The sequence below is a fragment of the Pseudarthrobacter xylosi genome (genome assembly GCF_055412765.1).
The window spans coordinates 123,354-145,615 of record NZ_JBVAYT010000008.1; the positions used below are offsets into that span (position 1 = coordinate 123,354).

At 67.2% G+C, this 22,262-nt stretch carries 17 protein-coding genes; 11 read left to right on the top strand and 6 right to left on the bottom strand.

Annotation, left to right across the window (positions count from 1 at the left end; genetic code table 11):
• The first annotated feature begins 16 nt into the window (after positions 1–16).
• A complete protein-coding gene (cydB, locus tag ACZY1F_RS16610) occupies positions 17–1,066 on the top strand; it encodes a cytochrome d ubiquinol oxidase subunit II (protein WP_463943139.1) in 1,050 nt (349 codons plus the stop codon).
• 6 nt (positions 1,067–1,072) lie between these two features.
• Positions 1,073–4,582 (top strand): thiol reductant ABC exporter subunit CydD, encoded by a 3,510-nt coding sequence (gene cydD / locus ACZY1F_RS16615; RefSeq protein ID WP_463943140.1) that lies wholly within the window; start codon positions 1,073–1,075, stop codon positions 4,580–4,582.
• Positions 4,583–4,658: 76 nt separating this feature from the next.
• On the opposite strand, the gene ACZY1F_RS16620 is transcribed toward cydD, so the two are convergent.
• Together ACZY1F_RS16620 and ACZY1F_RS16625 are read right to left on the bottom strand one after the other, a co-directional pair.
• Positions 4,659–5,177, bottom strand: coding sequence for a DinB family protein (locus ACZY1F_RS16620; protein ID WP_463943142.1), 519 nt, complete (start codon positions 5,175–5,177; stop codon positions 4,659–4,661).
• Between the two features lie 9 nt (positions 5,178–5,186).
• Positions 5,187–7,697, bottom strand: coding sequence for a DNA gyrase/topoisomerase IV subunit A (locus ACZY1F_RS16625; RefSeq protein ID WP_463943144.1), 2,511 nt, complete (start codon positions 7,695–7,697; stop codon positions 5,187–5,189).
• A gap of 113 nt (positions 7,698–7,810) precedes the next feature.
• Between ACZY1F_RS16625 and ACZY1F_RS16630 the strand changes: the two genes are divergently transcribed.
• Genes ACZY1F_RS16630 through ACZY1F_RS16640 form a run of 3 tightly spaced genes read left to right on the top strand, consistent with a single transcriptional unit; the run spans position 7,811 to position 12,530 of the window.
• Positions 7,811–10,495, top strand: a complete 2,685-nt coding sequence (locus tag ACZY1F_RS16630; protein ID WP_463943146.1) for a bifunctional acetate--CoA ligase family protein/GNAT family N-acetyltransferase — start codon at positions 7,811–7,813, stop codon at positions 10,493–10,495.
• A 42-nt stretch (positions 10,496–10,537) separates the two neighbouring features.
• A complete protein-coding gene (locus ACZY1F_RS16635) occupies positions 10,538–11,284 on the top strand; it encodes a DUF5998 family protein (protein ID WP_463943148.1) in 747 nt (248 codons plus the stop codon).
• A 1-nt stretch (position 11,285) separates the two neighbouring features.
• Complete coding sequence (locus ACZY1F_RS16640) at positions 11,286–12,530, top strand: alkaline phosphatase family protein (protein ID WP_463943150.1); 1,245 nt, start codon at positions 11,286–11,288, stop codon at positions 12,528–12,530.
• A gap of 4 nt (positions 12,531–12,534) precedes the next feature.
• On the opposite strand, the gene sepH is transcribed toward ACZY1F_RS16640, so the two are convergent.
• A complete protein-coding gene (gene sepH, locus ACZY1F_RS16645) occupies positions 12,535–13,911 on the bottom strand; it encodes a septation protein SepH (protein ID WP_463943151.1) in 1,377 nt (458 codons plus the stop codon).
• Between the two features lie 331 nt (positions 13,912–14,242).
• Positions 14,243–14,731, bottom strand: coding sequence for a DUF3093 domain-containing protein (locus ACZY1F_RS16650; RefSeq protein ID WP_463943152.1), 489 nt, complete (start codon positions 14,729–14,731; stop codon positions 14,243–14,245).
• Between the two features lie 113 nt (positions 14,732–14,844).
• Between ACZY1F_RS16650 and dut the strand changes: the two genes are divergently transcribed.
• From dut to ACZY1F_RS16670, 4 genes are all read left to right on the top strand, one after another.
• Positions 14,845–15,387, top strand: a complete 543-nt coding sequence (gene dut / locus ACZY1F_RS16655; RefSeq protein ID WP_463943154.1) for a dUTP diphosphatase — start codon at positions 14,845–14,847, stop codon at positions 15,385–15,387.
• A 105-nt stretch (positions 15,388–15,492) separates the two neighbouring features.
• The gene (locus ACZY1F_RS16660; RefSeq protein ID WP_463943155.1) at positions 15,493–16,230 is read left to right on the top strand and encodes a DUF3710 domain-containing protein; all 738 of its coding nucleotides are present in this window, start codon (positions 15,493–15,495) and stop codon (positions 16,228–16,230) included.
• Positions 16,231–16,270: 40 nt separating this feature from the next.
• Positions 16,271–16,585: a single stranded DNA-binding domain-containing protein gene (locus tag ACZY1F_RS16665; protein ID WP_463943156.1), complete on the top strand. Its 315-nt coding sequence runs from the start codon at positions 16,271–16,273 to the stop codon at positions 16,583–16,585.
• Positions 16,582–17,334 (top strand): DUF3159 domain-containing protein, encoded by a 753-nt coding sequence (locus ACZY1F_RS16670; RefSeq protein ID WP_463943158.1) that lies wholly within the window; start codon positions 16,582–16,584, stop codon positions 17,332–17,334. Before ACZY1F_RS16665 ends, ACZY1F_RS16670 begins: the two co-directional genes overlap by 4 nt.
• Here the strand turns inward: ACZY1F_RS16670 and ACZY1F_RS16675 are convergent.
• Together ACZY1F_RS16675 and ACZY1F_RS16680 are read right to left on the bottom strand one after the other, a co-directional pair.
• The gene (locus ACZY1F_RS16675; RefSeq protein WP_463943160.1) at positions 17,301–18,053 is read right to left on the bottom strand and encodes a potassium channel family protein; all 753 of its coding nucleotides are present in this window, start codon (positions 18,051–18,053) and stop codon (positions 17,301–17,303) included. The two genes, ACZY1F_RS16670 and ACZY1F_RS16675, sit on opposite strands and share 34 nt — an antisense overlap.
• The gene (locus ACZY1F_RS16680; RefSeq protein WP_252569179.1) at positions 18,053–18,724 is read right to left on the bottom strand and encodes a potassium channel family protein; all 672 of its coding nucleotides are present in this window, start codon (positions 18,722–18,724) and stop codon (positions 18,053–18,055) included. The genes ACZY1F_RS16675 and ACZY1F_RS16680 overlap by 1 nt, the downstream gene beginning before the upstream one ends.
• Before the next feature lie 118 nt (positions 18,725–18,842).
• Between ACZY1F_RS16680 and ACZY1F_RS16685 the strand changes: the two genes are divergently transcribed.
• The gene (locus tag ACZY1F_RS16685) at positions 18,843–20,819 is read left to right on the top strand and encodes an APC family permease (RefSeq protein ID WP_463943162.1); all 1,977 of its coding nucleotides are present in this window, start codon (positions 18,843–18,845) and stop codon (positions 20,817–20,819) included.
• Entirely contained in the window at positions 20,816–22,243 is a 1,428-nt protein-coding gene (locus ACZY1F_RS16690) for a class I SAM-dependent RNA methyltransferase (RefSeq protein WP_463943164.1), read from the top strand. Before ACZY1F_RS16685 ends, ACZY1F_RS16690 begins: the two co-directional genes overlap by 4 nt.
• Positions 22,244–22,262: the final 19 nt, after the last annotated feature.

Sequence of the window (22,262 nt, forward strand, 5' to 3'; positions counted from 1 at the left end):
CAGAGGATACTCGAGCATGGAACTGCTGCCCACCATCTGGTTCATCGTCATCGCCGTGCTTTGGACCGGTTACCTCTTCCTTGAAGGCTTTGACCTCGGCGTCGGAATGCTGATGAAGCTGTTTGCGCGGAACAACACCGAGCGCCGGTTGCTGTTGAGCACCGTTGGCCCGGTCTGGGACGGGAACGAAGTCTGGCTGATCACGGCCGGAGCCGCAACGTTCGCGGCGTTCCCACTGTGGTACGCCTCGCTGTTTTCCGCCCTTTACCTCCCGCTCCTGGTGGTGCTGGTGGCCCTCATCTTCCGCGCCGTGGCATTCGAATACCGCGGCAAGGGTGACACGGACAAATGGCGGGCGCGCTGGGACTGGGCCATCGCCCTGGGCTCCTTCTTTGCCGCTTTCGGCGTCGGCGCTGCCTTGGCCTTGACCACCACCGGCCTGCCGCTGAACGCGAACGGTGACCGCGAAGGCGGTGCGTTCGCGTGGTTCAGCGGCTACGCCGTGCTGGGCGGATTGGCAGTGGTGGGATTCTCCTTGCTGCACGCTCTGGCGTTCCTGGCACTGAAGACCGACGGCGACATCCGCCACCGTGCGCGCCGCTGGTTCGTCCGGCTGCTTCCGGTCCTGCTGCTGCCCCTGGCCGGCTGGGCACTGATCCTCCAGTTCCTGGAGGGCAAGCCGTGCACCTGGGCAGCGGTGATCGTGGCCGTGGTGGCCGCAGCAGCCGCATGGCTCCTTGCCCGGCGGGGATCCGAAGGCAAGGCGTTTATGGCAATGGGAGTCTTCCTCCTCCTCGGCAGCGCGTCAATCTTCGGTGCAGTGTTCCCGGTAGTGCTGCCCTCCACCCTGGACCCTGCGTTTGATCTCACGGTTGCCAACGCGTCCTCCTCCGATTACACGCTCGGGCTCATGAGTGTGGTGGCAGCCGTTGGCCTGCCCCTCGTGATCACCTACCAGGCGTGGACCTACTGGGTGTTCCGGCGCCGTGTCAGCGCGTCCCAGATCCCCGCGGCCCACAGCTTCCTGCCGGCCATTGCCGTCAGGGCGTTCACCACGAAGGGCTGACCGGCCGTGCGCCCGGATTTTCCGGCCGGACCGGCCACCCGCTCCGCCATTTACTGGCTTGGGCTGCTGGCAGCGATGAGGGCGCTGTCGCTGGTCCTGATGGGGCAGGCCGTGGCTGCCATGCTGGCGGGCCTGGCGACCGGGAACGGGTCCTGGCCCGAGCAATTGCCCTGGGGCCTGGCGGGCATTGTCCTGAGGTCCGCCACCGTGTGGGCCCAGGGCATCGCCGCGCGCCGCGCCGCACTGGGCATCAAGGAGGAGATCCGCTCCGAACTGCTGGCCCGGGCCCTGCGGAACGGTGCACGCAGCACCGGCCCGGCCGACGGCGGGCTGGCCGTGCTGGCCACGCGCGGACTGGATGCGCTGGACAGCTACTACACGCAGTTCCTGCCCGCCCTCGTGAACTGTGCCGTGATCCCGCTGCTGCTCGGCGCGCGCATCCTGTTCACCGACTGGGTCAGCGCGGTGGTGATTGTCCTGACGGTTCCGCTGGTCCCGCTGTTTATGGTGCTGATCGGCCGGTACACCGAGGACCATGTCCGTGAGGCCCAGGAGACCCTGACCCGGCTGTCCGCCCACATGCTGGAGCTGGCGAAGGGCCTGCCGGTCCTGGTGGGACTGGGCCGCGCCACCGCGCAGCGCAAGGCCCTTGAGGAGATTTCGGAGGAATACCGCGCCAGGACCATGGGGACATTGCGCACCGCATTCCTGTCCGCACTGGCGCTGGAACTGATCGCTACGATTTCCGTCGCAGTGGTTGCCGTGTTCATCGGCGTCCGCCTGGTGCACGGCGAGATGCCGCTCGAAGCAGGCCTCCTGGCCCTGATCCTCGCACCGGACTGCTACCTGCCGCTCCGGGAGCTGGGCACGGCCCATCACGCCAGTGATGACGGCCGGGCGGCCCTGGCCGCGACCAGGAATGTCACTGAAGCACACGAGCCGCAGCCGTTGCCCGCACCGCGACGCGAGGCTGCCGCGTCCGACGGCGGCAGCCGGGGTTCCGTGCCCGGGTCCGGGGGAGTGAGAGTCACCGGCCTCACCGTCACCTATTCCGGACGCTCCGCTCCCGCCGTCGGGCCCTTGACCTTCACTGCCCCGCACGGGCTGATCACCGCCCTGGACGGCCCCAGCGGCGCCGGCAAGAGCACTGTCCTTGGCGCGCTGGCCGGGACCGTCGGGGACGGCGGCGGAGCCACGGTGTCCGGCCGCCTCTCCGGACTGGAGCGCGACGCCATCGCCTGGGTTCCACAGCATCCGGTGATGGTGGCGGACTCCGTGCTCGACGAGGTCCTGCTGTACCTCAGCGGCGCAATGGACACTGACACTCAGGCGGCATCCGTTGCGGCAAGGGATTGCCTGGCCGCTGCTGCTGCCGGGCACCTCGCCAGCCACCATCCGGCCGAACTGAGCCCGGGCGAACTGCGGCGCGTTGCATTGGCGCGCGGCCTGGCCCGCATCAGGACCGGTGCCACCGTTCTGCTGCTCGACGAGCCCACAGCACACCTTGACGCGGTATCGGCGGCCCTCGTGCAGGACTCGATCCGTGCGCTCCGGGGCCAGGTGACCGTCATCCTGGTGGCCCACGACCAACAGACCCGGGAGCTGGCCGACCACCTGGTGCCTGTATCCGCCCGCGGCATCACCGCTCCGACGGACGCCTCAGCGGTGACTCGAACTGGCGCCGGGACCGAGGCTGTCATGAAGCCAGAGCATGCCCCGGAAACCGTCGGGCTTGATCCGGCGAGGACGCGCAAGTCCGCGGCCGGAGGTCGCCGGCCAAGCCGCACTGCCCGTCTCCTGGCCGGCCTGCTCTCACCAGTGGCCGGCCGGTTCACCGGGGCTGCGGTGGTGGGCACTTTTGCCGCCGTTTTCGCCGTGGCCCTGTCCGGCCTGTCCGGCTGGCTCATCATCCGGGCGAGCGAACAGCCGCCCATCCTGTACTTGCTCACCGCCATCGTCGGGGTGCGTTTCTTCGGTATCGGGCGCGCCGTCCTCCGCTACTGGGAACGGCTCCTGCTCCACGACGCCGTGTTCGGCGCCCTCACCCGGCTCCGCGGCCGGCTCTGGGAATCACTGAGCCGCAGGGCTCTTTCGCTTCGGCGGCTCCTGCAGGGCGGCAACATCCTCGGCACGGTGATTGACGACGTCGACACCGTCCGGGACCTGTTGCCGCGCGTTGTGCTGCCGCCCGTCACGGCGCTTGCCGTGGCCGCTTCGGCGCTGCTGGCAACCGGCCTGGTGGCGCCTGCCGCGCTGCCGGCCGTGGCCTTCGCAGCCGCGCTCAGCCTGCTCCTGGCTCCGGCTGCCGCCCTGTGGGGGGACCGCCGCTCAGCCACAGCCGAGCAGAGCCTGCGGGCAGGCGTCCTGCGGCGCGCGTCGGCGGCGCTGGATGCCCGGGCAGAGCTGCACGTGAACGGCATCGCGGGAACCGTCCTGGACGCGCTGCGCTCCGAGGACCGCCTGGCCACACGTGCATCGCAGCGTTCCGCGTGGGCCGAAGGCCTCGGCCAAGCCATTACCGTCGCTGCCTGCGGAAGCGCCGCCTTGGCCGCTGCCGTGCTGGCCGCACCCCAGGTGCTGGCAGGAACCCTGGCGCCTGCCACTGCCGCCGTTGTTGTGCTGCTGCAGCTGGCGCTCGTGGAACCGTACGCAGCAATGACGACGGCGGTGCGCCAGTACCCGGCACTTCGAAGCGTGATGCGCCGGATCAGTGAGTCTGGCGTGCTGGAGGGCGGCGCCACGGACATTGGGGACGGCGACGGGCTGCATGTTGTCCCCGCCCGTTCCGGAGGCGCCGCGGGCGTTGAACTGGAAAGCGTCGGGGCGGCGTGGCCCGGCGGGAAACCTGTGTTCTCCGAGGTTTCCGCAACGGCCGCACCGGGGACCTGGCTGGCGGTCACCGGACCGTCCGGCGCGGGGAAATCCACGTTGCTCGCCGTCCTGCTGGGATTCCTGCCGGCCGCCAGCGGCCGCGCAGCGCTGACCGGGACGGCGGCCTGGTGCCCACAGGAGGCCCACCTGTTCGATTCGACGCTGCGGGGCAACCTGATGCTGGGCGCACCCGCCGCCGAGGCGGTGCCGGGTGTTTCCGCTGCTCACGGCGATGGCGCGCCTGCCGTCGGTGAGCCGGCTGCCGCCCGTACGCCTGCCGCCGTTGACGCCGAGCTGCAAGCGGCACTGGCCGCCGTCGGCCTCAGCGCCCTGGTGTCGCGGTTACCGGCCGGGCTCGATACCCGGATCGGGCCGGGCGGTTCCTTCCTCAGCGGCGGCGAGCGGCAACGGCTGGCCGTGGCGCGGACCCTGCTGACGGGGGCCGAGGTCATCCTTCTCGACGAGCCCACGGCTCATCTGGACGCTCAGTCGGGACGGGAAATGCTGGCTGACCTCCGCACCGGCCTGAAGGACCGCACGGTGGTCATGGTCACCCACAATCCTGCGGACATCCAACCGGATGACGCCCGGCTGGAGCTCCCGGCAGCAGCCCGGGCGGGCACGGCTGCCTCGCTGGTGGGGTGAGTTTGGCACGTTCTCAGGCAGGCGTGCGCTGCGCGGAGGCCCCGGCCCAGGCGTGCCGGGCGCGGCCGCCTAGTACTTAGCCGTCCACATCGTGGAGGTGATGGACGACGTCGTGCAGGAAGTACTGGGCCAGCGTCAGGACGGTAAATTCGGAACCGTTGCTGCGCAGGCCCCGCCGCCCCCACTCTGCCTCCCGGACGCCGGCGAAGGACTCGGCGATCTGTTCACCCTCCGCCGTCAGTTCTGCACTGACCACGGCGGGATCGGTGTTGGCGTAGTCCTTTTCGACGGCGGTCCGGTCCTGGTCCCAGTTCTCAAACTGGGCGTCGTCGACGTCGAGCATGAGGTTCAGCCGCTGGTCGAACAGCGTAAAGACGTCACGGACGTGGCAGGCGTATTCCAGGGCCGACCACGTCCTGTCATCCGGGCGTTCGGCCACCTCGGGCCTGCGGAGGACGGCCCGCCAGCGCGGCAGCATGTTCTCCACAGTGCCCGGCACCGTGGCCGGTGTGGCGGTGGAAGCGTCGAAGGAACACTCGGGGCAGGGCCGGGACAGGACCCAGGTCCAGTCCTTTTCATCAGGAATGATAGGCATGGCAGCAGTCTAGGACGGATCGCTCCAGGCCATGGCCGGACCCACCGCGTCCACGGCCTGGGACAGGGGAATTCCCGAACCGTCCCGCCGGCCGTGCTCCTGCGGCAGCGACCTGGCAATGCCGGCCAGCGATGAGGCCTTCGCGGGTCCGTGCCCCGCCCAAGCCAGCAGCAGCGTGTCTTCGCCCTTGAGGAACCTGTGGGCGCGGACACCTGCTGTTGCACGGCCCTTGGCAGGGTATTCGGCGAAGGACGTCACCTTCGCCGCACCCGGCGCGGTGCCCGGCAGGGCGCCGTTGGTGCCGGCAATGGTGACCACCACGGCGGCGTCGTCGGCGGCGGTGACTGCCCCGAAGAACAGCACCTGGTCCCCGGCACCGAGTTTGATGCCCACCATGCCGCCGGCTGTCCTGCCTTGGGCCCGCACGGTGGCGGCGCTGAAACGGAGCAACTGAGCCTCACGGGTCAGAAACACCAAGTCGGTCTCCTCAGATCCGGCCGGCGCCACACCCACCACCTCGTCCTTGTCCTTGAGCGCAATGACTTCCCAGTCCTCGCGGTTCAGGGGGTAATCGGGCTGAACCCGCTTGACCACGCCCTGGGCGGTGCCGATGGCCAGGACTTCATCCAGCGGGGCGAACGCCACCAGCGCTTCGTTCTTCAGCAGCGTGATGAAGTCCTTGGCCGGGACACCGCCGGCGAGGTTGGGCAGTCCGGACATGGGCGGCAGTACCGGCATGTCCATGACCTGAAGCCGCAGCATCCGGCCCTGTGAAGTGACCGCGGCTATTTCCCCACGGGCCGAGGTCTTGACCACGGAACGGAAAACGTCGTGCTTGGCCCGCGGCCCGGATTCGGCGAGGGGTTCCTGGTTGGACGTGCGCGCGATCTGTCCCGACGCCGTCAGGATGGCCCAACAGGGATCATCCGAGATCTCCAGGGCCAGCGGCGCTGCCTTGCCTTTGCTGTTGGGGGCAGCAGCGAGGGCTGCAGCCACGGTGGGGGACACAGCCTCGGATTCGAGCAGGACGGTCCGCCGCGGCGTGCCGTATTTCTCGGCGATTTCGCCGAGTTCGGAGGACACGAGTCCGCGCAATCGCTCCTCGGAGCCGAGGATGGCTTCCAGCTCCGCAATTTCGCGGCGCAGCTCCTCCTGCTCCTTTTCAAGCTCGATCCGGGAGTACTTGGTCAGCTGCCGCAGCCGCAGTTCCAGGATGTAGTTGGCCTGGATCTCGGAAAGATCGTAGATGGACATCAGCCGGACCCTGGCCGCCGCCACTTCATCCGAGGAACGGATGATCTGGATGACCTCATCGATGTCCACGATGGCGATCAGCAGGCCCTCCACCAGGTGCAGGCGGTCCTTCTTCTTGCCCAGCCGGAACGAGGTCCGCCGGCGCACCACATCGATCCGGTGCTCCACGTAGACGGAGAGCAGCTTCACCAGGCCGAGGGTCTGCGGCTGGCCGTCCACCAGGGTCACGTTGTTGATGCCGAAGGAATCCTCCATCGGCGAGTAGCGGTAGAGCTGCTGGAGCACGGCGTTCGGGTTGAACCCGTTCTTGAGTTCGATGACCAGGCGCAGGCCATGCTGGCGGTCCGTCAGGTCGACGATGTCACTGATCCCGGTCAGTTTCTTGCTGTTGACCGCGTCCTTGATCTTCTCGATTACCTTTTCGGGGCCCACCATGTACGGCAGTTCGGTGACCACCAGGCCGGTGCGACGGGCCGAGAGCTGCTCGATCTCCACCTTCGCCCGGGTCTTGAAGGAACCGCGCCCGGTGGCGTAGGCGTCCCGGATGCCGTCCAGGCCCACGATCCGGCCGCCCGTGGGCAGGTCCGGCCCCGGCACAAAGCGCATCAGGTCATCGAGGGTGGCGTCCGGGTGGGCAATCAGGTGCCGCGCCGCGGAGATGACCTCCACCAGGTTATGCGGGGCCATGTTGGTGGCCATCCCGACGGCGATGCCCGTGGCGCCGTTGACCAGCAGATTGGGGAACGCGGCCGGCAGGACGTCCGGCTGAGTCAGCTGGTTGTCGTAGTTGGGGACAAAGTCCACCACGTCTTCGTCGAGGTGGTCGGTGAGCGTCAGGGCCGCCGCCGCGAGCCTTGCCTCCGTGTACCGGGGTGCCGCGGGACCGTCGTCGAGGGAGCCGAAGTTGCCGTGGCCGTCAATCAATGGCAGACGCAGCGAGAAGTCCTGGGCCATTCGGACCATGGCGTCGTAGATGGCGGTATCGCCGTGGGGGTGGAGCTTGCCCATGACCTCGCCCACTACGCGCGCGCTCTTGACGTGGCCGCGGTCCGGACGCAGGCCCATCTCGCTCATCATGTACAGGATCCGGCGCTGGACCGGCTTGAGCCCGTCCCGGGCATCCGGCAGGGCCCTGGAGTAGATCACCGAGTACGCATACTCCAGGAAGGAGCCTTCCATCTCGGACGTGACATCAATGTCCACGATGTTCTCGACGAAATCCTGGGGAGCGTCCCCGGCAGGGGCTGGGCTTTGGCGGCGGGCCATGGGGCTGGTGGATCCTTCTGCGTGACTGGTGTTGCTGTGGTCTGGGTGCAGGTGTGGAGGGATGATCTCCGGGCACACGGCCTGCGCGGTCAGTTTGTGGTTAGGCTAAGCCTATGGTGGATCAGCCCGGGGACGGCGAATATCCGGAACATTGGGAAGCCGATGTCGTGCTCCGCGACGGTGGCACCGCCCATTTGAGGCCCATCCACCCCAGCGATGCGGACGCGGTCCAGGCTTTCCACGTCGGGCAGTCGCAGAACTCAATCTACATGCGCTTCTTCGCGTTCAAGGCCCGGCTGTCCAGCAAGGAGCTCAAGCGCTTCACCGAAGTGGACTACAAGGACCGGGTTGCCCTGGTGATTACGTTCGGCGGCGAAATCCTGGGGATCGGCCGCTACGACAGGCTGGATGACCCCCTCGAGGCCGAAGTGGCGTTCAACATCGCCGACGCCCACCAGGGCAGGGGCATCGGCTCAATCCTGCTCGAACACCTCGCCACGGCGGCCCACGAAAACGGGATCCGCCGCTTCAGCGCCGAAGTGCTGCCCGAAAACCGCAAAATGCTGATGGTGTTCGCCGACGCCGGCTACGACGTCAAACGCCACTTCGACGACGGCGTGGTCAGCCTGGAGTTCAACATCGACCCCACCGAAAAGTCCCGGGCGGTGATGGAATCACGCGAGCACCGCGCCGAGGCGAGAAGCGTCCGGGACCTGCTGGCGCCGTCGTCCATTGCCGTTATCGGGGCGAGCCGCAAATGGGGGACCGTGGGGTACCAGCTCCTGGAACACATCATCGAAGGCAGCTTCTCCGGACAGGTCTACGCCATCAACCCGGAGGCGCTGGAGCTCGCCGGCATGTTGTCATTCGGCAGGATTTCCGAGGTTCCGGAGCCGGTGGGCCTCGCCGTGATCGCCGTTCCATATGAGGAAGTGGCCACAGTGGTTGACCAGTGCGCCGCGGCGGGGGTCAAGGGGCTGGTGATCGCCTCCGCAGGTTTCGCGGACGACGGCGAACGCGGCCTCGCCCGCCAGCGCAACCTCGTCCGCAAGGCCAGGGCCAACGGCATGAGGGTGATCGGCCCCGCATCCCTGGGGATCGTGAACACCCATCCCGACGTGAGGCTGAACGCCTCCATGGCGCCCTCACTGCCGCGCCGCGGTGGCCTGGGCCTGTTCAGCCAGTCCGCGGCGATCGGTGTTTCCCTCTACGCGGCGTCCCACCGCCGCCGGCTGGGCGTTTCCACGTTTCTGTCGGCCGGCAACCGCGCTGACGTCTCAGGTAACGACATGATGCAGTTCTGGGAGGACGACGCCGACACCACTGCGGTGGGCCTCTACCTGGAGTCGATCGGGAACCCCCGCAAATTCTCCCGGATCGCCCGGCGGCTTGCCCGCACCAAGCCCGTGGTGGTGGCCAAATCGGAAACCATGGGCCTGCGTCTGCCGCCTGGCCACGCCGTCCGGACCACCCAGGCGCCCGCCGGTGCACTGGACGCCATGATGCGCCAGGCCGGCGTCATCCGGGTCGAGACCATCGAACAGCTGATGGACATCACCCAGATAGTGTCCGGCCAGCCGCTCCCGGCGGGGCCCGGACTGGCCATCTTCAGCAACTCCCAGGCGCTGGGCAAAGTGGTGGCGGACAGCGCCGAGGCACACGGCCTGACCGTGGATGGCATCGTCACCGACGTGGATCTCGACGCCGGTATGTCCCTGGCGCTGCCGGCCCTCCGCCGCAGCCTCGAGCACGCCCTCGCGTCCGACGCCGTCCACTCCGTGGTGGCCGCCCTGCTGCCGGTGCGCGGCCTGACGGTGGACCACATCGCCGAGGTTCTGGCCGAATGCTCCGCCGCCGCCGGAAAACCGGTAGTCGCTGCCTTCACCGGCATCCTTGACCCCTCCATCTACGTGGAGGGCATGGTGGGGGCCCAGACGCAGACAGTGCCCTGCTTCTCGAACGCCGGCGCGGCTGTGGCTGCGCTCGCCGCCGTGGTGCGCTACGCGGAATGGGTGGGACGGGACCCAGGCCACTTTGTCCAGCCCGAAGGCTGCGATCCGGAAGGCGCACGGATCCTGCTGGATCAGCTTTTAGGCGATGTCCACGGGGAGCAACTCAAGACCCTGGAACCGGCGTACGCGGCAGAGCTGCTGGCGCACTACGGCATTGCGGTGCTGCCGTCCGCCGGGTTCGACTCAGAAGATGAGGCCGTTGCCGCCGCCGCCAGGCTGGGCTGGCCGGTCGCGCTGAAAACCACGGACCCGGCACTTCGCCACCGCCTCGACCTGGGCGGAGTCCGCCTCGACATCGAGGACCCGGATTCCCTGCGCCGCAACATCGTGCAGATGCGGCGCTCGCTGGCACCTTACGGTTCCCGGGCACTGGAGTTGCAGTCCATGGCTCCCGTGGGGCAGGCGTGCACGTTCCGGGCCATTGAGGATCCGCTGCTGGGGCCGGTGGTCTCCTTCGGCCTGGCCGGGGATGCCGTCAATCTGCTGGATGACTGGGCGCACAGGGTGCCTCCACTGTCCGCCGCCGACGTGAAGGACTTCATCCGTGGACCCCGTGCTGCCCGCAAACTTTTCGGCTACCAAGGCCTTCCCGCCGTGGATATTGACGCCTTGGAGGACGTCGCCGCGCGGCTGGCCTGGATGAAGGACAACCATCCGGAGATAGCGCTGGTGGAATTCAACCCTGTTCTCTGCGGAGTCCAGGGTGTGTCCATCCTGGCCGCAGATATCCGGATCGGCAACGCGGCCCAGCGCACGGACAGTGCCCGCAGGGCCATGCTCGGCTGAGCGCGGTTAGCATGTCCCCGGCCGATCTGTGAAAATGGGGGAATGAGCTCACAGCCTTCCCCGTCGACGCCTTCCCCCTCCGGCAGTGACAACCAGGCAACCCGCCCCCACAGCTCACACAGCCACACGCCCCAGGGCCAGAGCCTGGACGGTGCGCTCCAGAAGGCCGGTTTCTACCCGCGCCTGGTGGCCGACGTCGTTGACGATGCCCTGGACGGCCGCGAATGCATGGCCCACCTGGTGCACCTGGAAACCCACTTTGACCGGGCCGAGGTCCGCCGCCACATCACCGTGCTGGTCCTGACCGCGGACATGCTGGTGATCACCCACGTCGATGACCAGCAGCTGGATGACGCCGGCGAACAGATTGTGGCCCAGATTTCCACCGAATCCGTGCCCGTCGCTCAGATCCGCTCCGTGGTCCTGAGCTACATGTACTCCCAGCCGCAGGACTACAAGCCCTCGGATCCGGTCCGGGAAGTAACCCTCGCCATTGCCTGGTCCGGCGGCCAGCGGCTGGACATGGGGCCCGCGAGCTGCGGAGACCCGCAGTGCGAGGCAGACCACGGGTACAGCGGCACCATTGCCCAGGAGGACATCGTCCTCCGGATCAGCGCTGAAGCCGACGGTCCGCAGGCCGTCCAGGACGCCAAACTCTTCGCCCGCGCCCTGCGGGCCGTGAACACCGGCTCCACCGCTCCGGTGGCGCACGCCGGCCAGACGCTCCCGCCCCGGCCCCGGACAGGTGTGTTCGGAAACAGGCTTAGCCGCGGGCACCAGCAGCGCTGAAATGCCTGACCAAGGGAAAGCAACAGTCTCCTCGGCCGCTTCCGCAGCGGTTTCCCAAGGGGCCGCCGCGCAGCTGGGCATGCCGCCCGCGCCCGCCTTTGGCCGGCGGTCCATCGCGGACGTCCTCACCAGCGCGGCCGCAAGCCTCGGTGTAGAAGGTTTCACTAACACCCTGGGCCTTCCGCCGGCGTCACGCGTCTGCGTGGTCCTGGCCGACGGCCTGGGACGGAACCTGCTGAAACAGAAGTCCGCCCACACCCCGTTCCTGCGCTCCGTTATGCAGTCCGGTCAGGGCGAAGTTCCGGTATGGCTGGACTCCACGTTCCCCTCAACCACGGCCGCTGCCCTGGCCAGCTTCGGCACCGGCCTCCCGCCCGGCCAGCACGGAATGGTGGGCTACGACGTCCTGGACCCGGACCAGGACAAGGTGGTCAACATGCTCGGCAACTGGGATGCCAAGGTGGACCCCGCCGAGTGGCAGCCGTTCCCTACCGTCCTCGAACGGGCCGCCGAATCAGTCAATGTGACCACCGTCAGCCTGCCGCAGTTCGGCGACTCGCCCATGACCCAGGCGGCCCTACGCGGCGGAAATTTCATCCCGGGGGTGACCGCCCACGCCCGCACGGCAGCCGCCGCTGAAGCCATGGATACCGCCGGAAAGTCTCTGATGTACTTCTACGTCAACGAACTGGATAAGGCAGGCCACCGTCACGGCTGCCAGTCTGAACAGTGGGAACACCAGCTCGAAGAACTCGACGCAACCATCAAACGGCTCCACGCCTCGCTTCCGGCCGGGACCACAGTGCTGCTCACGGCGGACCATGGGATGCTCGACGTCCCCGAACAGCAGCGGATCGACTTCTCCGCGGACGCGTCGCTCGTTGACGGTGTGCGGCATACAGCGGGGGAGCCACGGATGGTCCACCTCTACCTCGAGGATCCGGCGGACACCGCAGGCCGGGAGCGCTTGTTGGGCGCGTGGCGTGCCCGTTTCGGCGACAGGATCTGGGCCTTTACCCGGGAGGATGCCATCGCCGCCGGACTGTTCGGAACGCTGCGCCCCGCCGTCGGTCCCCGGATTGGCGACATCATGATTGCCGCGCGAGATGCCCTGGCGCTCTACGACACCCGCCGCGGGCGCCCCGCCGCCATGGAAGTGGTGGGCCAGCACGGCTCGCTGACCAAAGCTGAACGCGAAGTGCCGCTGCTGTGCTTTGCGGCCGAAGGCAGGCCACGGCGACGCTGAGGCGTCAGTCCCGCTTGGTCCCGAAGACGATCTCGTCCCAGCTGGGAACAGTGGAGCGCTTCGGTTTCGCGGGCTGCCGTTCAGGCTGGTCCGCGTCATGGTCGTGGTGCTGGCCGGATCCTGCGTCATCGGGGCCGGCCGTGTAGGCTGCCCGGCGCGGGCTTCCGCCGCCCAGCAGTTCGTCAAGGCCAACGTTCGGCGCGGGACGCCCCGAACCGGACTCGCCGGGGGCACCCTGTCCTGCGGGACGGAGCGGGGACGCCACAATGGTGATTTCCCTCGTGTCGGTACTGACGCCGTCGTGCAGTTTCAGGACGTCATCATCGTCAGAGTCCCGGTGCGGCGGAATGAGGCTCAGCCGGGACAACATTGACGGCCGGGCGTCGCGCTTGCGGGTGAGGGGATCTGGAGTGGCGGCAGGCGCGGCGTCGTCCGGGGCGCTGGACTCGGCGGGAGCTGCCTCGCGGATTTCCGGCTCGCGGTATTTCTGGTCCCTGGATTCCGGTTCCACTTCCGAAGGGCGTGGATGGGCGGCCGGCACGCCGTGGGTCAGCAGCAGTGCCAGGGCGTCGTCCGCGTCTTCGTCGACTCCGAGGCGCTGGCCTCGGCGTGAACGGAGCATATCGAGGAGGCCGTCGGATTCCCTGGCCGGCGGTACGGCTTGCGGACCGGTCGAATTGCGGGCGGCCGCAGCTTCCGCATCGGTTTCGAAGTCGAATGGCCGGTCCGAGACCGCCGTGAGGCGGCGGGCCGGGACGGGACCGTCAAGCGGCTCCAGCTCACTGAGTTGCTGAGCCCAGCGGTTGGCGTTCTGCAGCGACTTGCGGACCGGACTGAACGTCCATTGCGCAGGAGGGTCCTCGCCGATGCCGGCGGTGCCGTCCCTTTTGGTTTCAAAACGGGCCACCACGGTCCAGTTGCCGTCCTGGCGGCGCCAGGAATCCCATTCCACGGTGGAAGGCTCAACCCCGTGGGCGGAGAGCCGGTGGTTGACCATGTCCTGGAGGGACGCCGGGTTGTCGCCAAAAACGGAGCGGTAGGTGTCATGGCCGGGAGAGGGCGAAGCGACTTCGACCTTCCGCGCCTGCTGCGCGACATACTCCCGCTCGGCAAGGACAGGGCCTTCATACCGCTCTACTTTTGCGAGGGGCAGCCCGGAAAGCTCAGCGACGTCCGCTGCGGTGGCGCCGCTGCGGATCCGTGCCTGGATGTCCCGCGGGGACATGGCAATGGGCGCGGCCGCGGAAGCGGTCTTCGCCGAAGACCGGCTGGCCGCCCGCAGTGCTTCATCGACTGGCAGCTGGAACATCTCGCCGCCGGCACCGCTCAACAGGAGATGCTCCCCGTCGTCGTGTACGCCTACAAGCCGTAGATCCTGCATACAAATCCTCCACCCTGGCATTACTATCAATCGAAACTCTGCCACTCGCCGGCACCTATTTGGGTTAGGAGCGAGGGCGCGCCGCGATATTCCGGCACTTTCGGACATCGTTGCGGCCAGCGGCACGCGTTTCAGGAGTACTGGCCGTCCGGACCCGCGCAGAAGTCTGGATATTGGTACCTGCCCGGCGAAAGTTGTGCCCCGCGCGGGCACAAGACCGCACCGAGGAGTCGCTGGAGAATCTGAAAGCCGGCAATCTGAGAACCCGACGGCCGCTACTACTGCAAGGAGTGCGAGGGCTGATCCTGGGCGCCTCTTTCCGCAGGGGTGCCTATTTCCGCGAAAGCGCGGCTGTGAGTTCCTCGGGCCGCTTGGACGACGTCAGCCAATAGGGGGTCCGGTCTGACGGGTCGGTAATTTCGATCCGCACCACCGGGTCGATCCAGCCGCGGATGCACAGATAGGCGAGGCCGTTGAGCCGGGTCCCCCGCTGGGCCGTGGCGTCCTTGCCGCGGAACGGCGCCACTTCGCCGACGAAGCGGCGCTCGATGGTGGCGCGTCCAACCGTCAAGGCGTCAGCGGTGACCAAAATGGTTGGGGTGGACAGCACCAGCAGGACAGCCATGATCGTGAACAGGACGCCGGCGGCCGTGTAGCCGGCAGCCATGCTGATCGGGGCGAAAACGAGGATCCCGGCACCGGAGATGCCCGCCGCGATAACCCAGATCCACACGTTCGGCCACAGCCTCTCCCGGAAAACAGCCGGGGTGCCGGCAGAGGGGGCGTCAGGGATGGGCGCGGTGGAGCTGGATTCGGGCATGCCACCAGCTTTCCACCTTTGGCTGGCTATTTCATCTTGGGCTCACCCTGCCTCGGCCTTCCGTCCCATTGAATCTAGGACGGAACTGCGGCTGGGCGTTAGAGTGAGTGACTGTGACTGACGAACTTGCCACTGTTGAAACCGTTCCTGACAATCAGCTGTCCGGCTCTGCGCCGGATACAGCCGCAGCCTACGGGTCCCCGACGCTTCAGGTGCAGCTGAAAATGCTCGACGTCGGGCTGGAGGCGCCGTCCTACGCCCACCCTGGCGATGCGGGGGCTGACCTGCGGGCCCGCGAAGATGTGGTCCTGGAACCGGGGGAGCGGAAGTTGGTGGCGACGGGCGTTTCCATCGCACTGCCGGACGGCTTTGTTGCCCTGATCCACCCGCGCTCCGGACTGGCCACGAAGCACGGGCTGACCATCGTCAATGCGCCGGGCACCGTGGATGCCGGCTATCGCGGGGAAATTTCCGTGACCCTCCTCAATACCGATTCCAGGAACGCCATCGAGCTCCGGCGCGGCGATAGAATTGCACAGATGGTGATCCAGCGGGTGGAATATGCGCAGTTTGTTCCCGTCAATGAATTGAGCGAATCGGTGCGGGGAGCCGGCGGATTCGGTTCCACCGGCGGCTTTGCCTCGCCAAACGCCTGACACCCGCCGACGACGGCAACCAGCGGTGGTTGCCCGTGGCAGCTACGACTTCCGACGGGACCTCCGGGCCGGCGAGTCACTTTCACAACTAAGGAGACAAACCCCATGGTTTTTGGGCTCGGCAGGAAATCCAAGAAGGACCAATCGGCCAGCCCGGACGAATCCAAGGCTGCGGCGGAATCAACGGATTCCGCTGACGTGGCCTCGGCGGACGCCGGGCGCCGGGCCGCAGGCCCCTTTGATGTTTCCGAGGTCTCCAGCCGCGACGGCTACGTTGACCTCGGTGCGCTGCTGATCACCCCGAGCGAGGGGCTCCAGCTCCGGCTCGAAGTTGAGGAAGCCACCCAGCGCGTGGTCGCCGTGACCATGGACCTGAACGGCTCGAGCCTTCAGCTGCAGGCGTTCGCTGCGCCCAAGACCGAGGGACTGTGGGACGAGATCCGCGAACAGATCGGTCAGTCCGTGGGAAGCCAGGGCGGACAGGTTGAAGAAGTCCAGGGTGGCTTCGGAACCGAACTGATCGCCAAACTGCCTGCCGGTGCGCAGGACGGCAGCCAGGGCTACCGGGTGGCGCGCTTCATCGGCATCGACGGTCCGCGATGGTTCCTGCGTGGCGTCCTGGGCGGCCCGGCAGCGATGGAGCGCGAGGCTGCGGCACCGCTTGAGTCACTGTTCCGCCAGATTGTGGTTATCCGGGGTGACAGCCCCATGCCGCCCCGGGACCTGCTGCAGCTGCGCCTGCCCAAGGACGCCAGCGTCACCCCGCCGCCTGGTGCCCCGGAATTCAATGCCCTCGAATTCAAGGGCCCCGAACGTGGTCCGGAAACCACCCAGATTGGCTGATTCCCGCCTAGGTCCTGCGGAGTCCTCCCCGGTCGGGGGGATGCCGGTCAGCAGACTGCCGGAACGGGGGAGGGTGGTGTGCCACGGGCACATCGAATCGGTCACCTACATGCCCGCGGACCAGAATGCGGCTTTCACCGCCATCGTCTCGGACCCCGACTTTCGCCAGTCCGGCGCCAAGCCGGCCCAGGGAAAAGGCGGCCGCCTGCGTGTTGTTTGGCTGGGGCGGCGAAGGGTGCCGGGCATCGAAGCCGGGACCGAAGTCCGCCTTGAGGGCATGCTGTCCCAAAGCCACGGCCTGCCCACCATGTTCAATCCACGCTATGAAATACTTTCCCGCCAGGAGCACGAATGACCTCGCCCCAGCAGCCTGAGCCTGCCAACCAGCCCGAGCCGTCCACCGTGAAGGGTTTCGCTGAGGGCTACGCGGCCAAAGCCGGCCTGCACCGCACCCATGACGGCCGGATCGATGTCCTCAAAAGCGCCGGCGGACTGCAGGGCATCGCCGAGAGCATTGTCCCCGGCCTGGTTTTCCTGATCGCGTTCACCATTACCCGGGACCTGACACCGTCGCTGGTGGCCGCGCTGGCCTCCGCCGCCGTCTTTACGGTGGTGCGCCTCGTCCAGCGGCGCCCGCTGACCCAGGCCCTCGCCGGAGTGGTGGGGGTGGGCATCTCGGCCTGGCTCGCCAACACCACGGGCAAGGCCGAGGATTTCTACCTCCCGGGCTTCTTCACCAACACTGCCTACATTCTCGCCATGGTCATTTCCATCGCGATCAAGTGGCCGGTGGCCGGCCTGCTGTTCGGGATCATCCGCAACGAAGGGTTGGACTGGCGCAAGGACCCCGCGCGGCTTAAAGCGTACCGCCTGGGCACGTGGGTCATCGTGGCGGTCCTGGTACTTCGGCTGATCGTCCAGGTTCCCCTGTACCTCATGGGCGAGGACGGACTGGCCGCCTTGGCCACCACCCGCCTGATCATGGGGGCGCCGCTGTACATTCTGGGCGTCTGGATCGCTTGGCTTGTCACCCGGCCCGAACCGGCGGACGCAACGGCCCCGCCGTCGGATCAGCCCTCGAAGCCGCCGTCCTCCGACGCCTGAGTTTCGGCAGGCTGCACGCCTTCGGACTCCCCGGCGCGTTCCTCCTCCGACTCCTCTGCTGATTCGGGTGAGAGTAGCGCACGCAACTCGTCCTCAGCCGCGATGGTGGTGACGAAGAACAGTTCGTCGCCGCCATCAATGACATCGTCACGGCTGGGAGTGATGGGCGCGTGGTCCCGGAGGATTGCCACCAGCGTGGCGTCCTCGGGCCAGTGGATGCCGCCGACCGTCACGCCGATGACGTGGGAATCGTGCGGGACCGTGAACTCCACCAGTGAAGCGACGCCGGTCTGCAGAGTCAGGAGCCGGACAAGGTCGCCGATCTCCACCGCTTCCTCCACAAGCGCCGTCATCAGCTGGGGGGTGTTGACAGCGACGTCCACGCCCCAGGAGTCATTGAACATCCAGTCGTTCTTGGGGTTGTTGACCCGGCCCACTGTACGGCCAACCCCGAATTCGGTCTTGGCCAGGAGCGAGACCACCAGGTTCACCTTGTCATCTCCCGTGGCTGAAACAACGACGTCGGCATCCTCCACTTTCGCTCCCTGCAGGGTGCTGAGTTCGCAGGCGTCGCCCACCAGCCAATGCGCGCCGCGCAGCCCGCTGCGGCCGATGACCTCAGGCTTGAGGTCGATCAGCAGGATTTCGTGCTTGTGGGCCAGCAGTTCCCGGGCGATCGATGACCCGACGCTGCCGGCGCCGACGATAACAACTTTCACTACAACTCCTTGGCAGGTGCTTTGGCCAGGATCTGGGCGACCTGGGAACTGCGGTCCACCGGCAGCATGGCATGGACGGTGTCGCCGTCCTGGTAGGAAGTCCCGGTTTCCGGAAGCATGCCTTCGCCGAACCGCGTGAGGTACGCCACCCGGATATCGGCAGCCTTTTCGACCGCGCTGATCCGGTGGCCGATCCAGCCTGCATCCAGGTCCACTTCGGCGAGGACCAGCCGGCCGGAAGGTTCACGGAAATCGCCGGCGAGGTGCTGTTCGGGCAGGATGCGGCGCAAGACCTGGTCCGCGCTCCACCGGACGGCTGCAACGGTGGGGATGCCGAGCCGCTGATAGATTTCTGCGCGGCCGGGGTCGTAGATCCGGGCCACAACGTGGGGGACATGGAACGTCTCGCGCGCCACACGGGTGGCCAGGATGTTGGAGTTATCACCGCTGGAAACGGCGGCGAAGGCGTAAGCCTCGGCCACGCCGGCCTGCTGGAGCGTGTCCCGGTCGAAGCCCACCCCGGTGACTTTGCGTCCGGTGAAGCCCTGCCGAAGCCGGCGGAACGCGCGGTCGTCCTGGTCGATGATGGCGACGGAATGACCGGCGTCCTCCAGCGTATGCGCCAGGGTGGCCCCCACCCGGCCACATCCCATGATCACGAAATGCGCCACCGTGTCTCCCTAACTTCCGTAGCCTGTTGCTGCTCCTAGAACTCTACCGGCAGCGCACGTGCTCCAGCCGCCCGGACGCCGTCATGACATGGGCGGGGAATCAGACTAGCTTTGTGGAGTGCTGACAATATTGAATGCCGTGAAACGGGTCCTGGTGGGCAGGCCCTTCAGGAATGACAGGCTCGCCCATACGCTGCTTCCCAAACGGATAGCACTTCCGGTCTTCGCCTCCGACGCACTGTCCTCCGTGGCCTACGCGCCCGATGAAATCCTGCTCACCCTGGCCCTGGCCGGCGTGAGTGCAGTGGCCTTTTCGCCGTGGGTGGGCCTGGCCGTCATGGTGGTCCTCCTCACGGTGGTGGCCTCTTACCGGCAGAACGTCCACGCATACCCTTCCGGCGGCGGAGACTACGAGATCGCCAACGAAAACCTGGGCAAGTTTTCCGGGCTGACTGTGGCCTCGGCGCTCCTGGTGGACTACGTCCTGACGGTGGCCGTCTCCATGTCCTCCGCGGCCACCTACCTCACCACGGCTGTGCCTGCCCTGCATGGGCAACAGGCCCTGTTCGCCACCATCGGCGTCGTGATCCTGGCCCTTGTTAACCTCCGAGGCATCAAGGAGGCCGGCAGTGTTTTCGCCGTCCCCACCTACATTTTTATGGCCGCGATCCTCGGGATGACACTGGTGGGCATCTTCCAGGCCGCCACCGGCCAGCTGGGCGAAGCGCCGTCGGCGGCCTTCGAGATTGTGCCGGCACCCGGTTTCGATGAAGGGCTGGTGGGCCTGGCCGGCGCCTTCCTCCTGTTGCGGGCGTTCTCCTCCGGCGCTGCCGCCCTGACGGGAGTTGAAGCCATCAGCAACGGTGTGCCCAACTTCAAGGTGCCCAAGAGCAAAAACGCAGCCACAACGCTGCTGCTGCTCGGCGTCATAGGAGCCACCATGCTGGCGGGCATTATGTACCTCGCCAACGCCACCAAGGTCCACATCGTGCTGGACCCGGCCACGGAATTTTTGATGGACGGGCTTCCGCTGCCCGAGGGCTACATCCAGAGCCCGGCCATCAGCCAGATCGCGCAGACTGTTTTCGGGCCGGGGTCCATCGCCTTCTTCATCGTGGTGGCCGCCACGGGTGTGATCCTGGTTTTTGCCTCGAACACCGCTTTCAACGGCTTTCCCGTACTCGGTTCCATCCTCGCCCAGGACGGCTACCTGCCGCGCCAGCTGCGGACCAGGGGGGACCGCCTGGCGTTCAGCAACGGTGTCCTGGCCTTGGCCGCCGGTGCGCTGGTGCTGATCCTCGCGTTCAACGCCGATGTCACCAAACTGATCCAGCTCTACATCGTGGGCGTCTTTATCTCCTTCACCCTCAGCCAGCTGGGCATGATCCGGCACTGGGGGAGGCACCTCAAGCTGGCCAAGGACAAAGCCACCCGACGCCGGATGGTCAAGTCCCGCACCATCAACACCATCGGGTTCGGCATGACGGCCCTCGTGCTGGTGATCGTCCTGATCACCAAGTTCCAGCAAGGCGCGTGGATTGCCCTGCTGGCCATGCTGGTGCTGTTCCTGATCATGTGGAGTATCCGGGCGCACTATGACAATGTGGCCAAGGAGCTGGCCGTGGACGAGGATTCGTCGCCGCGGGCCCTGCCCACCAGGGTGCACGCGGTATTGTTGGTGTCCCACGTGCGCAAGCCTGTGTTGCGGGCCTTGGCCTACGCGCGGGCCTCGCGGCCGTCGCGGCTGGACGCCATCACGGTGGACATCGACGCAGAGGAAACAGCGCACACGGTGGCCGACTGGGAAAAGCTGGAAATCCCCGTGCCGCTGACCGTGCTTGCCAGCCCCTACCGCGAAACCATTACACCCATCATGGAATACGTAAAGAACATGCGCCGTGATTCCCCCCGCGACCTGATCGTGGTCTATATCCCCGAATACGTGGTCGGCAAATGGTGGGAACAGCTGGTTCACAACCAGACAGCATTGCGCATCAAAACCCGGCTGCACTTTGAACCTGGCGTGATGGTGGCCAGTGTCCCGTGGCAGCTGAAATCGTCCGAAGAAGCCAAAAACATGCAGGATATCCGATGAACCCCCAGACCCAGACCCACTCCGCAGCTGCCACGCCAGCCCCCACCGAACTGGTGCTCGACGTCGGTCCGGTGGCCCACGGCGGCCATTGCGTGGCCCGCCACGAGGGCAGGGTGATCTTCGTCCGGCACGGCATCCCCGGCGAAAAAGTACGCGTCCGCCTCACTGACGCGGGGGAGTCGGCCAAGTTCTGGCGCGCCGACGTTGTTGAGGTGCTCGAGGCCTCCCCGGACCGGGTGGAGCACTTCTGGCGTCCGGCGGACTCCCTCCGCGCCTGGGCCCACGGGCATCCGCCGGTGGGCGGCGCCGAATTCGGCCACATCTCACTGACCCGCCAGCGCGCGCTCAAGTCGGCGGTACTGGCCGAACAGCTTCAGCGGCTCGCCGCCGTTGAACGCCTGCCCGGTGGACATGGCCACGGCCAGGACACAGTAAACCTCGTTGAGGCCGTGGACGGGAGCGGGGCGGATTCCGGCCAGGGGACGGAGTCAACTTACGACGCCGGCACTGGACTGGGGTGGCGGACGCGCGCCAGCTTCTCGGTGACCCCGGGCGGCAAGCTTGGCATGCATGCGCACCGATCAGACCACATTATTGCTGTCAGGGAGATGCCGCTCGCAACGGAGGGCATCAACAGGCTGCGCTTGTGGGACCTCGACCTGACAGGCATCGAGCGCGTGGAGGTAGCGGCGCCGTCGAACGGTTCACGCCCACTGGTGCTGCTGGCACCGGCGCCGGGCACCAAGCCCAAGCGGCTCAGCGCCATCGCGGCCCAGCTTCCGGACAACGTTTCGGTGGCCACTTTCGACCCCCTGACCGGGGAGGTTACGCAGCTGCGGGGCCGGACCTGGGTCCAGGAGACCGCGGCCGGCCACGACTACCGGGTCAGCGGCGCAGGTTTCTGGCAGATCCACCGCGACGCGCCCGGGACACTTGTGGGGGCCATCACAGAATTTCTCCACACCGGCGGATTCCTGGAGCCGGGTTCCGTCGTGGCGGACCTCTACGCCGGCGCAGGGCTCTTCACCGCTCCGCTGGCTGACGCGGTGGGGGAGACCGGGTCAGTTCTCTCGGTCGAAGGTGCGCCGGGAACCAGCCGGGACGCCCGCAAGAACCTTCACGGTGCGCCGCAGGTGGAGATCGAGCTCGGCCGGGTGGAACGTGTCCTCCGCCAAAAGCCGCGGAATTTCGACGCCATCGTGCTGGATCCGCCCCGCGCCGGCGCCGGGAAGCCCGTGGTCAGCCAGCTGATCGCGGCCGGCCCCCGCGCCATCGCCTACGTATCCTGTGATCCGGCATCGTTTGCCCGGGATGTTGGGTACTTCCAGCAGGCAGGCTGGTCCCTGGCGGGCCTGCGGGCCTTCGATCTCTATCCGCACACCCACCACTTGGAGACGGTGGCCTTGCTGACGCCGGGTCCGTGATGCTACTAGGATTGCGGTA

Coding starts and splice junctions, on each gene's coding strand:
- cydB (WP_463943139.1), top strand. CDS start 17: ATGGAACTGCTGCCCACCATCTGGTTCATCGTCATCGCCGTGCTTTGG.
- ACZY1F_RS16620 (WP_463943142.1), bottom strand. CDS start 5,177: ATGCCTATCATTCCTGATGAAAAGGACTGGACCTGGGTCCTGTCCCGG.
- ACZY1F_RS16625 (WP_463943144.1), bottom strand. CDS start 7,697: ATGGCCCGCCGCCAAAGCCCAGCCCCTGCCGGGGACGCTCCCCAGGAT.
- ACZY1F_RS16630 (WP_463943146.1), top strand. CDS start 7,811: ATGGTGGATCAGCCCGGGGACGGCGAATATCCGGAACATTGGGAAGCC.
- ACZY1F_RS16635 (WP_463943148.1), top strand. CDS start 10,538: ATGAGCTCACAGCCTTCCCCGTCGACGCCTTCCCCCTCCGGCAGTGAC.
- ACZY1F_RS16640 (WP_463943150.1), top strand. CDS start 11,286: ATGCCTGACCAAGGGAAAGCAACAGTCTCCTCGGCCGCTTCCGCAGCG.
- sepH (WP_463943151.1), bottom strand. CDS start 13,911: ATGCAGGATCTACGGCTTGTAGGCGTACACGACGACGGGGAGCATCTC.
- ACZY1F_RS16650 (WP_463943152.1), bottom strand. CDS start 14,731: ATGCCCGAATCCAGCTCCACCGCGCCCATCCCTGACGCCCCCTCTGCC.
- ACZY1F_RS16660 (WP_463943155.1), top strand. CDS start 15,493: ATGGTTTTTGGGCTCGGCAGGAAATCCAAGAAGGACCAATCGGCCAGC.
- ACZY1F_RS16665 (WP_463943156.1), top strand. CDS start 16,271: ATGCCGGTCAGCAGACTGCCGGAACGGGGGAGGGTGGTGTGCCACGGG.
- ACZY1F_RS16670 (WP_463943158.1), top strand. CDS start 16,582: ATGACCTCGCCCCAGCAGCCTGAGCCTGCCAACCAGCCCGAGCCGTCC.
- ACZY1F_RS16690 (WP_463943164.1), top strand. CDS start 20,816: ATGAACCCCCAGACCCAGACCCACTCCGCAGCTGCCACGCCAGCCCCC.